This is a genomic window from Neolewinella agarilytica (assembly GCF_900110645.1).
GTDB classification, from domain to species: Bacteria; Bacteroidota; Bacteroidia; order Chitinophagales; family Saprospiraceae; genus Neolewinella; species Neolewinella agarilytica.
The window spans coordinates 19,566-32,708 of the sequence record NZ_FOFB01000032.1 but is presented as its reverse complement, the minus strand read 5'-3'; the positions used below and the strand labels follow the sequence as shown (position 1 = coordinate 32,708).

The following is a 13,143-nucleotide window of genomic DNA, read 5'->3' as shown; positions in this document are numbered from 1 at the left end:
GGAGGTATTGGCAGAAAGAGGACATCATTGCAGTGCTCTTCCTTTCAGGCGGTTTAAGCGGACAAACTTAGAGCGTGTCTAAATTTAACACTTCGGGCTACCTGCGCCAAATTTTATCCTGATCTACGTTGCTTCTTCGGTCACTTGGCTTTGGCCAAGCTCCCTCATTGCGCCTTGATCAGAAAAAAAATTGTCAGCAGTCGCCACAAAAGCCAATTTTAGACACGCTCTTAAGGCTGCGTTAATTTACCGCCCGACCTTGGCTTTTTGCGAAGGTAGTGGCTACTTTGAAATCCTGAACACTAAACTCCCCAAACTTGAAGGCTTTATTCCTGCTTCTTTTCACGTTTCCCTTGCTGCTGGCCGGACAAGACTCTCTTGCGCAGCATGAAGCATTTTCCCTGCTGACGCAATTGCATGACACCATTGTTTACCATCACCCCATCGGGTATGAAGCCGGGACCCGGGAGAAAATGAAATCAGCGCTGGAGCGGGTGAAAACGGAGTTGCGGGCTCAGTTCGCCAATCAGAGGGGAGATTCAATGGCCGTGCCGGACTTCATTTACCACGCATCGGCTTTACAGACAGTTTCGGGCTGTGGGCATCTTCAGCTGCGGCCGGTATTGGATACGGCTACCCTGGCGGCGCAACGCCGGCATTTTCGCCGGATGGGGGTTTACCCCGTGGGAGACGGAAGCCGGTACGTGTTAGCGGATTCTGTACGGACAACGGCAAACGAACTATTGGGGAGGGGGACGGAGGTTGTTTTATTCGAAAAAGAGCCGATCCGATCGTTGGTTAGCCGGTTGTCCGCCTTTCAGGGACTCAATGATCTTGGGTACGACCGAGCAACGCACTATAAGTTAGGTACAAGTCTGTGGGCTTATTATCAGAATTACTATGGCTATAGGGATAGCCTGCAGTTCACCATCGTTGATCCGGATACGAAAGAACAGAGAATGGTGTGGATGGACACCAGAGTCAAGTTCAAGCAGTCTAAGCCTTTGCCTAAAAAAGAGCGTTACAAAGCTTACTTCAATCTGAGGAAAAGTGAGGACAGCTCTGCCTGGATTCTGGCGGTACGGTCTTTTTCCGGGAATGCTTTTGAGCACGTCAACGAGGCTAAACTATTCAGGGAGACATTCAGGACCATCCAGGAAAGTGGCATTGATAAACTAATCCTGGACCTGAGAGGAAACGGAGGTGGCAGTCTGGAGCTGGCTAACAAATTCTGTCGTTATCTGGCCAGGCAAGACTATCAGTTTACGGAGGATATGTACTCCCAAACGCCTACGGCTCCCGGTATTGGTCTGTTCAACAAAATGGGATATTACCTTGTGGGCGGTGTCCGAAAAAAAGGAGATCATTTTGAGCAGCCACGTAAAACGCGCGTGTTTTCTCCCCGGAAAAATGCTTTTGGGGGAGACCTGGTTATTATCGTTAACGAGCAAAGCTTCTCCGCAACGGTTATGTTAGCCCACGTGCTGAAAGAAACGGGATCCGCAACGGTTATTGGAGCGAAGACGGGTGGCTCACGGAAATACACCTACGGTGGTAAGATAAGAGGGTACCTCATCGGGGAACGTATCAAATTCCGGGTGACGATTCCTAACTGGCGCTTTGAGCAATATCGCTCTGGAGAGGGAACCTTTACGCCAGATGAGATTGTACTGTTAGACCCGGAAAGCTTGCGGGCGGGTGAGGATGTAAGGATGGAGCGGGCGCTGGAGATATTGGGAGTCAAAGACTCAGGGGGGCAAGTAGTCAGATAGTAGCTGACGCTGGGAGCAGGGAGCGCCGCAAGCGGCTGAGGGGAAGGGGTATGACAGATTTGCGGTGGTAGCGGTCGAGAGAGGTAGAAGACGGGCTGCGGGCTAAGGGAAAAATCCACTACCTGATGGTCTTATGACTTTTTAAATAAAAAAAGGGAGAGCAGGCCGAAACCCACTCTCCCCGTATACAGTGAAAGTTAGAACTTTTAGTTCGCTTTGCGCTTACCTTTCTTGATAAGAATCTTTTCCAGCTTGGAGTCTGTCGCTCCGTCGTGGTCTTCGTCAACATCGTGGTACTTCTGGAATTCGATCATTTCCTCCCACTTGCCGTCAGCGGCAAAGCCTGCCTGGGCTGGCCAGGAAGAAGGATCATGCATCTGGAAGCGTGGCCCGGCATCGGTAAGGATTCTCTTCAGTCGATCTGCCTTTACCTGAGAAAGTTGTCGCCAGGTTACAATGCCATCAGCATTGAGCAACTGATTGATCTTTGGGCCAATGCCTTCCACCAGCTGGAGATTGTCAGACTTGAAGCCATACAGCTCGTCTTTGTAGACCTCGTCGGTTGCTTTGGCTTTAGCAGTTGGCTTCGCTTTCTCTTTCGGGGCGGGCTTCGCTTTTGCTTCTGCCATTTTGAGGCAACCACGGGCGATTTCCTTGTCGTCCTCATTGTTGAGAATCTCCATGAAGTACTCACCCTTCTCAATACGGTCGAAGAAGATAGTGTCATCCTTCAGGCGTAGTACATGCTTCAGGCGATCATCGCGGTCTTTGGCTTTTTCAAAACCTTCACCGCGGAGGTAAACGCCTCCTTCGGGGTAGTAGAGGGCAAAGTAGTATTTGTCAGCTTCCTTGAACAGGGCTGCGTTATTGGCCTTGTCGTTGACGGTCCGACCTTCATAACCACCACAGGGAAGGTAGCGATCTTCGAGGTTGGCCACGGCGGGAATGGCTTCCCCGGCTTTGCGGTCCATCTCTTCGTAGCGGCGGCCGGTACGGATAACGCGTTCTTTCCCGGAGCGGTAAGTCTTTAGGTTGGGGCGATTAACAACTGCGCGGCTGATCTCCTCGCCTTTCTTTGTGACCTGAACCTCTTTGATGACCTCGACGGGCACTTCTTTGATGACTTCAATCTCACGGATTACCTCGACTTCCTTGATCCGGTCGACGGGGACCTCACGGATGACTTCAACTTCTTTGATGACCTCCTTGATAACTTCGACTTCCTTAATGACTTCGACCTCGACTTCGCGTACGACTTCGACTTCTTTGATCACTTCAACGGGCACTTCGCGGACGACGTCGCGGGTCGTTTGAACTTCCCGGGATACTTCTACGGGGATTTCGCGGACAATGTCAACTGGCTTGAGTACCTCAATGGTGTTCACCAGCGTAACGGGCACTTCCTGCATCATCGGAACGGTCTTGATGACCTCCGTTTCCTCAACTACGGCAACGGGCTTTTCCTTAACCACTTCCACTTCCTGGAAGCGGGTTTCTACGTTGGTTACCTCTACGGGTACCTCCTGAATAACCTCAATCTCTTTGATGACTTCCACTTCGTTAGTGGCCAGTACCGCTTTTTCACGGGCTACTTCCACTTCCTTAATTACTTCCTTGGTAGTGTTCAGGATAACGGGAACTTCGACCTTAAGCGTAACCTCTTTTACGGTCTCAACGGTGTTGTTGGTTACTACCGGCAATTCGCGGGTTACCTCAACTTCCTTGATCTTTTCGACGCGGGTTTCTACGGGAATCGGTACTTCCTTGAAGACCTCAACCTCTTTGACCTTCTCGAAGACGGTTTCCACGGGAACGGTCTTATCGCGGAACATCTCTACTGGCTTGAGCTTCTCGATGGACTCAGTGACCGGCGTAGTGACTTCCTTCGTCAGATGTACGATGTCTACCTTATGGAGAATCTTCTCGACGGCTACGGGTACTTCCCGAATAACCTCGATTTCTTTGATCTTGGGCACCTCAACGAAAACTTCGACGGGTACTTCCTTAATCACTTCTACTTCCTTGATGACCTGAACTTCCTTGATCATCTGTACCGGAACCTCTTTAATGACTTCGACGGTTTTAATCGTTTCGATCTCTTTGATGACTTCTACCGGAACTTCTTCCCGGACGATCACCTCTTTGATGACTTCGACTTCTTTGATGACTTCGACGGGAACCTCTTTGATGACCTCGATTTCCTTGATGACTTCGACTTCTTTGACGACTTCGACGGGAACTTCCTTGATCACCTCGACCTTTTTGATTACTTCGCGGTCACGGTAAACGGGTACGGGGACTTCTTTAATGACTTGAATTTCCTTAATCGTTTCCGTTTCACTGTTCACCGTTACGGGAACTTCCTTAACAACGGAAACCTCTTTGAAGATTTCCACCTCATTGGTCAGTGGAACGGATACCTCTTTAATTACCTCTACTTCCTGTACGGTCGTAAGTTCTTTTACGGCTTCAACGGCAACTTCACGGGTAACATTTATTGGCTGGAAGACTTTTACCTCGCGAACCACTTCTACGGGTACTTCACGAATCACCTCTACCTCCTTAAAGTTAGTGACCTCCTTAATGACTTCCACGGGGACTTCCCGAATGACTTCCACCTCTTTGATGACCTCTACGGTTTTCAAGACTTCAACCGGAACCTCTTTGGTAACCTCTACTGTTCGGGCGATTTCCCGAGAGGGGAGCATCCGGTCATTGGACATCATCTCGAAAACCTTCTCTGCTTGCTTCGCTGACAGGCCGACAACCTGATGGAGACGATTAATAAATTTCTGTTTAGTTAGTTGCATGTGGGAAAATGAATGTTTTGTTGACGAAAAATTATATCCGTCGCTGAAGTAGGAAAGAAGCCAGGCTAAATGGCACTGTTGAGCCAGTTTAGCAGGCTTAATGGTTTAAATGCCAGGATCTCATTCGGTAGAATGGTTCCTTATGAACTCAATAGTATTTTGAATATGAAATCTACTGTGCTATTGCCGTAAAGGCAATTGTTTGTTAATTTCAGGGAAGCTAAATTTTGTTGCTAATTGCTGCGGGACTCCAACTTTACTGACGTACCTTCGTAATAACAATCTACTTTTGAGCTGCAATTGGTTGGACGTGACAACCACAATTTGTCACATTTATTCGCGATTAAAATTTGCTTTTTGGGGGCGACTTCTGGGGGAAAGAAGCAGGATAGAAGGCAAAGAGCTAATTAAATTTCGCCTAATTGTCTAAAGACCAAGTGGAAGTCAGTTTGAATATGTTTTCAAACCTGAAATGAAACTTCCCCAAACGTCATCCCAAAGAGAATCTATGAACAAGGATAACACGGATCGGGATCGTCGGGCACTGGTTACGCAGAACCGTGCCTTAATGGAATTTACTTCTTTGCAACTAGGCCTTACCGCGAAGGTGATACGCCGCGATGCGATAAACTGGGTGGCAAGAGCATACGATTTGCTGGAAGAAGGGCAATACGCCTCAGCCATTGACGCTTGTGAGAGAGCGATAGCGTTGATTCCGGAAGATGCAGAAGCTTACCACTGTAGTGGCCTGGCCAGACACCTGCTGGAAGATGTTGCAGACGCTCTTGATGATTTCAGCATGGCCATCAAACTGGATCCGAAGAAGGTAGAAAGTTATTTTGAGCGCGGTTGTCTCCTTTTTGAGGAAGAGCGTACTAAAGAAGCAGTTGCTGATTTTAACCAGTTGTTGAATTTAGACCCGCAGCATGCAGAAGCTTTGTTTTGCCGGGGTTTTGCTTATCATGAACTTAAAGAGCATGAACGGGCAATTGCTGACTTTTCAGCCTGTATTGATGTAAAGCCGGAACATGCGGAAGCCTGGTACAACCGGGGCTTTGCCAGAATGGACATCGAAGACTTCAGAGGTGCCGTCACGGATTTTACGGAGGCTATTCGCCAGCAGCCTAATCACCTCAAAGCATACGCCAGCCGGGGAGAGGCCCGCTACCAACTTCAACGTCACCGTGGAGCGATAGCGGACTTCACAACGGTTATCAGGGGAAACTCCATGGCCGCCAACGCCTGGTATAACCGTGGGGTAGCCTATTCTGATCTCCTGGATTTCAATAGTGCACTGAGTGATCTTCGTAAAGCACTCGAACTTGGCCACCCAGCAGCAGCATATGCCATTGAAAAGATTGAAGCTTTGACTTCCTAACCATTATGAAAAAAGCATGAGGCGAACAAAGTATCAGGAGGCTGAAATTCATCCCGCTTTAGTGGCTGCACTAACCAGTGCGAAGTGCTCTATCCAGCTGGCCATTGGTTGGATTTCTGAACCCGGTATTCTCGGCCTGTTGCAAAAAAAAGCTTTGGCTGGCATTGAGGTGGAAATCATCCTTTTCCAGGACGGAGATAGTCAGAATACCCTCTTTAATGGGCAGACCTCCTCGGAAAGTGTACGCCTGGTGAGGGTAGGCGAATCACTGAAAGAGCAGTTGATTGATGCTAAGTTCGGACTCATTGACGGAGGGGAAATAGTTATTGAAGGAGATTATCGGTGGCGGGCGGGAACCGCAGGTGCAGGGCGTGAGATCATCTTGTCTTCTGATGCACATACTCTAGCCACCGCTTATCGACAGGAATTTAATTACCTCTTCCATCATGGAGAGATGGCTTCCGGAGCATCTAAGCCAACTTTTGGGCTGCCGGACCTGATAAAGCGACTGGAGGTGATGCAGACCTTGTTTAAAATGGAAGACACGGACTACCTTGCTTTTCGGCTCGATGGTCTGCGTGAATTTTCTGAAGACCCGGACATCGCTTTCATCGTCGATAAAATTGAAGAGGAGGAGTTTGCGTCTGCTTACGATGAGGTAACTGCCTTTATTGAGAATCATCGGTTGGCCCTTGCTTGTATTAACCCACCTATTGATAATCTTTTACACGAGATTCAGCAATTGGAAAGGCAAATCTCTGAGGTTAGTCAGGAGGTCGCTGATACTCAAAAACGAATGTCAGCTTTCAGCAAACTGCACGGTGAAAAACTTGGAGATCTTTTAGAGGGGATTCTCTTTGAAACTAAAATAAAGGCGAAAAGACTAGCCGAAGCTGACCCCGGTAAGCAGGAGATATACGAGGAGGCTGCCAGTGACCACGAAAAGTATACCAGTAGTCAGGAAGCTGTACGAAAAAACAAAACGCGTGCCCTGGATGCACGGGAGCAAAAAGAACTTAAGCGACTCTACCGGAAGGCATCCATGAAATGTCATCCGGACCGGGTCGTTGATGAATTGCACGATCAGGCACAGGCCATTTTTTTGGAGCTTACCGAAGCTTATAAAAACAATGATCTGGAGCAGCTAAGGGCCATCACGGAACAACTCAATAATAACCGAATGGCTGATAAGTCAGAGGTGCTGACCGAACGGAAAAAACTTGAGAGTACCCGTAAAGGATTGATTGACAAGCTGGCAGAATGGAACAACCAGCTGGAGGAACTCCTGCGGCAGCCTAATAGTAAAACGATTAACGCAATTGACGACTGGGACGATTATTTCAACGAGACAAGAGTATTACTCGAAGATCAGCTTTTTCGTCTTCGGACGGAAAACAAAGCCGCAAAGATTCAGCAGGAGAAATCCGAAGGGCTTCGCTTGACAGGATCAGGGAAAGAGGCTTTTTCAGACTAACAATAGAGGCGATCAGCCGATCAAACCCCAAGGCTTTTTGAATTAAAATTCAAAACCCGTAGTACCTTCGCCGCCATGCACGACAGGCACAGTAATAAGCGTCGATATTTCAACGAACAGGTTCTCACCACCCGTCAACACGTCATCCCCTATATAAAGGGTAGTATGGAGATTTCCTCCGCCACCCGGGTATTTGAAATCGGCTGTGGAGAAGGCGGAAATCTGCTGCCTTTTCTGGAGTTGGGGTGTGAATGTGTCGGAGTAGACCTTAACCAGGTGAAGATCAATTTGGGCCTTGAGTTCATAGCGGATGAACTACCCGGTGCTAACATTGAAATGCTCGTACAGGATATATACGATAGTTCGGCGGACCGGCTGGGAACTTTTGACCTGATTATTCTTCGGGACGTGATCGAGCATATTCATGATCAGGGGAAATTCCTCAGTATGGTGCACCGGTTTCTTAAACCAGCAGGACGGATTTTCTTTGGCTTTCCGCCCTGGCGAATGCCCTTTGGTGGGCACCAGCAAGTCTGCAGGAGTTCTTTTCTGAGTAAGCTCCCCTGGTTCCACCTGCTGCCTGCCCCATTATATCGGGCAATGTTGAAGGGTTTTGGTGAATCTGAAGCGACCATGGATAATTTGCTGGAGGTAAAAGAAACGGGGATTAGCATTGATCGATTCTCGCGTCTTGTAAAGGAAAATGGTTTCTCCTTTGAGCAAAAAGACCTTTGGCTCATCAATCCTAACTACGAAATTAAGTTTAACCTTACGCCCCGGGCAGTACCTCCGGTTTTGAAGGGGATTCCCTGGCTGAGAGATTTTTATACGACCTGTTGCTATGCTTTGATTCGTAAAGCTTAGAAAGCTGATTGAAACTAAGTACTCTGCCTAACGCTACCTGATATGTACAGTCACCTCCTCCTGGATGCCGATAATACCCTTTGGGATTTTTCCGCCGCTGAAGCTTCTGCGCTGGAGCGGACATTGCGCACACGGGACATCGATTGGTCCGAGGAGGTACTCGGTGAATACCGACAGATTAACCATCGGGCCTGGTCAGACTACGAAAAGGGCCTTTTGCCTAAAGAACAGCTTCGTACCATCCGCTTCCAGCGGCTGTTGGATCATTATCGCCTGGACCATCCGGCAGAGGAGTTGAGCTTTGACTACCGGACCTACCTCTCCGAAAGTACCCATATGCTCGACGGTGCAGTCGAGCTGTTACAGGAGCTTAAAGCGCGCTACACTCTGGTGCTCATCACCAATGGCCTGAAGGAAGTCCAACGCCCGCGCCTGAAAGCGACGGAGTTGGAGCATTACTTTGCCGCCATTGTGATCTCCGACGAAATTGGTGTGGCTAAGCCCAATGCCGGCTTCTTTGATTACACCATGGAACAGATTGGCCACCCGGACAAAAGCAAGTGCCTCGTCGTTGGCGATAACCCGAACGCAGATGTGGGCGGTGCTCTCAGTTACGGTTTCGATGCCTGCTGGCTCCGCCATCCCGGCGTAGCGGACCGGCCGAAGCTGGGAGAAACGTACCGGATTCGGGATATTCGGGAATTGCGGGGAATTCTGTTGAGTGATTAATCATTTATCAGCAAGACATTAGTCATCATTAAAAAGTCTGGTGCCGAATACTTTTACCTCCGTAACCAAGCGGGTAAATCATGAGTGTTGTCACAAAAATAATTCTGGTCATTATTGTTCTTCATCTGTTAGTGGGCTTTGGTTGGCTGATCTATATGCTTGCTCCCCGGAAGAAAGAAGCAAAAAAAGAGGAAGGGGCTGAATAAACAGGCCTTATTCATTAATCGGCGAAATCATGATGTGCGCCCGGTGCGTACCCGGGTTCATAATCCAGGGGTGGTTGGGGGCAATGGGAGATTCGGGTAAGCCCGTGGATGCCGCTGTAGCGAAGGGCATGTAGACGACGTAGCGATACTTCGCTCCATCCACCAAGTTCGTTTCGGGATCATAGGTAGACTCTTTGCCGTAATAGATGTGTAGGGTCGCACCAGTTTTACCCATGTCGAGGGTTCCTGCTTTGGCCTCTTTTTCGCGGATGTCAAATATCTCGTTATGGTTTTTTCCCTCGGCCTTCAGCTCCCGGCCCCGGGCCATGAAGGGATCAAGACTTTTGTGGTAGCAGGCGGCGCTGAAACCTTCTTTCTTCGGGTCGTCCGCCAGGCAAATGAATTCGTTGGTACCTTCCCTGAGGGTGACGAACTCTCCGGCCATATTGTAACCGATGACTTTACAATCTGCCCGACTGGCCTCCGGGGCAGCCATGAGGGCGGTGGCGATCAGGGCTTCGTCGGAGTCAATGGCTACGGTGTTTTTTTCCTCCGGGACTGGTTCGGTGGCCGAGTCATCTGCCTCCACAGCTACAGAGATGGAATTTTCCTCGGTGTTGCTTGTTGGTGAACAGGAAATCAGGAGGGTGAAGAGTAAGAGTACTACAAAATGGAGTTTCACGATTAGCTGGTTTGTTGCGGTGAATAATGAGTGTTGCTCTAAAGATAATTTACTTTGGGTAAAGCATTGCTTCCTCACGGTCTTCCCTTGCACCTGCGTCCGCGCCCAAAAAAGCCAGCGCTATTCAACCAAACACCTTCTTAAAGGCTTGATTGGTTACGATACTGTCACTTGCCCATGCTAAAAGCCGAAAAAGCCGCCAACATCCACCGTATCCTTGATGAGTTGTATCCGACGGTGCCCATTCCGTTGGACCATACGGACCCTTACACACTGCTGGTGGCTGTCCTCCTCTCCGCTCAGTGTACTGACGTGCGGGTCAATCAGGTAACGCCTCATCTCTGGGCCCTGACCGATAAGCCGGAAGAGATGATGCACATTGATGTTGATGAGATTCGTGAGATCATTCGTCCCTGTGGCCTCAGCCCGCGCAAGAGTAAGGCCATCAAGGAGCTAAGCCGTATTATCACCGAAGACTATGGCGGCGTGGTGCCGCAAGACTGGAAGGCGCTGGAAGCCCTGCCCGGAGTCGGACACAAAACGGCCGCCGTAGTGATGAGCCAGGCCTTCGGCGTTCCTGCCTTTCCGGTGGATACTCACATCCACCGCCTGGCCTACAGATGGGGGCTCTCTACCGGAAAGAATGTTGAGAAAACAGAGAAGGATCTAAAACGCCTTTTCCCCGAGGAGAGCTGGAATAAACTCCACCTGCAAATCATTTTTTTTGGACGGGAATACTGCCCGGCGAGAGGCCACAAAATGCTGGAATGTCCCATCTGCAGTATTTACGGTCGTAAATCCCTCTTGCGCAAAGAAGAACGCTAGACAGGCCCTATCTTGCAACCTGCAACCTGCAACCTGCAACCTGTTCAACCTGTAACCTGTCCAACCATCAAAGTAACTGATACCACCCAGAAGTTTACTACCTCGGGCCGCTTGCTGCGGGTTCTGCTTGGCTTGATTGCCGTGGTAATCATCAGTTTGCTATATCCCAATAATCTGAAGTTTCCCTTCGCCTTTGACGAAGGGCAAACCTGGCGATATGCTGACTTGCGGGCACCCTATGATGTGCCCGTGCTAAAACCGGAAAGTGATTTGCAGGCTGACCTGGAAGCGGTGAAGCGTAACGCCACCCCGGTGTACCGCTACGACCAAAATGTTGCCCGTGAAGCCCGGGCAGCTTTTCTGGAAGAGTTCCAGATGGAACTGGATAGCGCCAGGGCCCGGCGGGAAAACCCCGACCTGTTACGACAGCCTGAGCGCCACCGCCGCTATGGACTGCGGGTGCTGGATAAGCTCTACGATCAGGGAATCATCCGGGCCAGGCAGGAAGATGAGATGGAGGGGATGTCTACCGTTATTACCACCATTAACGGAGGGGAGGTCAGGCAACGAACCATCGGGCAGCTGTTCAGCCCCGGAGATGCGATGGAGTGGCTGGAAGACAGCCTGTTCTATACCGATCTTAAATCGCCGGAGTTTCTCCTGGAGTTGCTCGATGATAAATTCAAGCATAACCTCTTTTATTCGGACTCCCTTACGCAGCGACTGGAAGCACAGGCACTGGAGAATGTCAGCCCTTATAACGGTCTGATTCGGGAACGGGAGCTTATCATCCGGCAGGGAGATCCGGTGACGAAAGATGCCTATCAAAAGCTCGTCAGTTACCGCCGGATTTATAACCAGAACCTGAGTGTGAAGACTACTTTCTGGAGTGTGTTTGGTGGCTACGCCACCGAGATTGGCCTGGTTATTCTTCTCCTCTTTTTCTACCTGCGGTCTTTCTACCCCTGGGTTTATGGCCGCTTGAAAAACCTGGTGTTGGTGCTCATCTGGCCCGTTCTGTACGCCATCATCGTTCGAACGGTGGAAGTGAGCCCGGACCTCAGCACCTGGGTGGTGCCTTTCTGTATCGTGCCCATTGTGATGCGTATCTTCTTCACGGAAAGGCTTGCTTTTTTTGTTCACGTTTGCGTGGTCCTGATTGCCAGTTTTCTGACCGACCTGAATTATCAGTTTACGTTCCTGACCATCATGGCCGGAGTGGTGGTCATCATTATGGATATCGATACCCGGGACTGGGGGCGTTACTTCCGGAGTCTGTTACTGCTGTTTGCTTTCTACGCCGTTGGTTACATCGGCCTGGAACTGATGCGTGGGGGCACCTGGCGGACAGTAGATTACGGAACGCTTGGTTGGCTCAGCGGCAATGTATTTTTGGTGCTGTTGGCTTATCCACTCATCCCGTTGGTGGAACGTTTGTTTGGCTTGATTTCGCCCATTACGCTGATGGAACTCAGCGATATGAACCGGCCCTTGCTGGAAAAACTGGCCCGACAGGCAGCGGGTACCTGGCAGCATTCGCTCAATGTGGCCAACATGGCCGAGCAGGCTGCCCGCGCCATCGGGGCGGATTCCCTGCTGGTAAAAACAGCAGCACTTTACCACGACATCGGTAAAGCCGAAAACCCTGCTTTCTTTATTGAGAACCAGCGGGGCCCTAACCCGCACGAACGATTGAGCCCAAAAGAGAGTGCAGCCGTTATCATCAGCCACGTGACGGACGGCGTCCGGGAGGCTCGCCAGGCCGGTTTGCCGGAGGTGATTATTGACTTTATCCGCACGCACCATGGCAATACCCGGGTCGAGTATTTCTACCGAAACTACGTCAAAGACCACCCCGAGCGGGAAGGGGAGGAGGGCGCCTTCCGCTACCCCGGGCCCAGGCCAACGACGAAGGAACAGACGATCCTGATGATTGCCGACAGTGTGGAAGCAGCCTGTAAAAGCCTCAAAACACCCACCGAAGAAGAACTGAATGCCTTGATCGATAACATCATCAGCGGCAAGCTAACTTCAGGACAGCTGGAGCAGAGTCAGCTTACTTTTCAGGAACTGGAAACGAGCCGGGATATCTTCAAGACTATCCTGAAGAGTGTTTATCATGTGCGGATTGCTTATCCGGAGGAGGAGTGATTTGGTCTTTTGGGCTGCCGCATTTTATAGGCGTGGGAGGAAGAACAGGTGGCGCGGTCGCGGGTGCAGAGGGAGGTTGAAAAGGCAGTGTGCTCTAACGATCCCGTACGTATAGCCCTGGAAGGGCGTCTATTGGTAGCGATGGCTGACCGAGTCGGCGAAGCCGACGAGGGAACCCATCGTGATGTGTGGGGATAGTCTTGTCGTCTGGCAGGCTGCCGCATTTTGGAGGTGTGGGAGGTGGCGCGGGCG

9 protein-coding genes are annotated in these 13,143 nt (G+C 50.2%); 7 read left to right on the top strand and 2 right to left on the bottom strand.

The window, feature by feature from the left end; translation table 11 throughout:
- Positions 1-317 precede the first annotated feature (317 nt).
- On the top strand, positions 318-1,772 hold the full coding sequence (locus BM123_RS21005) for a S41 family peptidase (protein WP_090172605.1): 1,455 nt from the start codon (positions 318-320) through the stop codon (positions 1,770-1,772).
- A 206-nt stretch (positions 1,773-1,978) separates the two neighbouring features.
- Here the strand turns inward: BM123_RS21005 and BM123_RS21000 are convergent, their stop codons facing one another.
- Positions 1,979-4,582 carry a hypothetical protein gene (locus BM123_RS21000; protein WP_090172603.1) on the bottom strand — a complete coding sequence of 868 codons (2,604 nt, stop codon included), beginning with the start codon at positions 4,580-4,582 and terminating at the stop codon, positions 1,979-1,981.
- A gap of 508 nt (positions 4,583-5,090) precedes the next feature.
- Here BM123_RS21000 and BM123_RS20995 point away from each other — a divergent pair.
- From BM123_RS20995 to BM123_RS20980, 4 genes are all read left to right on the top strand, one after another.
- On the top strand, positions 5,091-5,960 hold the full coding sequence (locus BM123_RS20995) for a tetratricopeptide repeat protein (RefSeq protein WP_175489499.1): 870 nt from the start codon (positions 5,091-5,093) through the stop codon (positions 5,958-5,960).
- Between the two features lie 16 nt (positions 5,961-5,976).
- Positions 5,977-7,434, top strand: a complete 1,458-nt coding sequence (locus tag BM123_RS20990; protein ID WP_090172600.1) for a phospholipase D-like domain-containing protein — start codon at positions 5,977-5,979, stop codon at positions 7,432-7,434.
- Positions 7,435-7,509: 75 nt separating this feature from the next.
- Positions 7,510-8,298, top strand: a complete 789-nt coding sequence (locus BM123_RS20985; RefSeq protein WP_090172598.1) for a class I SAM-dependent methyltransferase — start codon at positions 7,510-7,512, stop codon at positions 8,296-8,298.
- A gap of 42 nt (positions 8,299-8,340) precedes the next feature.
- Positions 8,341-9,027 carry a YjjG family noncanonical pyrimidine nucleotidase gene (locus tag BM123_RS20980; protein ID WP_090172596.1) on the top strand — a complete coding sequence of 229 codons (687 nt, stop codon included), beginning with the start codon at positions 8,341-8,343 and terminating at the stop codon, positions 9,025-9,027.
- Positions 9,028-9,240: 213 nt separating this feature from the next.
- On the opposite strand, the gene BM123_RS20975 is transcribed toward BM123_RS20980, so the two are convergent.
- Positions 9,241-9,915, bottom strand: coding sequence for a hypothetical protein (locus BM123_RS20975; RefSeq protein ID WP_090172594.1), 675 nt, complete (start codon positions 9,913-9,915; stop codon positions 9,241-9,243).
- Between the two features lie 177 nt (positions 9,916-10,092).
- Between BM123_RS20975 and nth the strand changes: the two genes are divergently transcribed.
- A complete protein-coding gene (gene nth, locus BM123_RS20970) occupies positions 10,093-10,740 on the top strand; it encodes an endonuclease III (protein WP_090172592.1) in 648 nt (215 codons plus the stop codon).
- Positions 10,741-10,752: 12 nt separating this feature from the next.
- On the top strand, positions 10,753-12,891 hold the full coding sequence (locus BM123_RS20965; RefSeq protein WP_090172590.1) for an HD family phosphohydrolase: 2,139 nt from the start codon (positions 10,753-10,755) through the stop codon (positions 12,889-12,891).
- Positions 12,892-13,143: the final 252 nt, after the last annotated feature.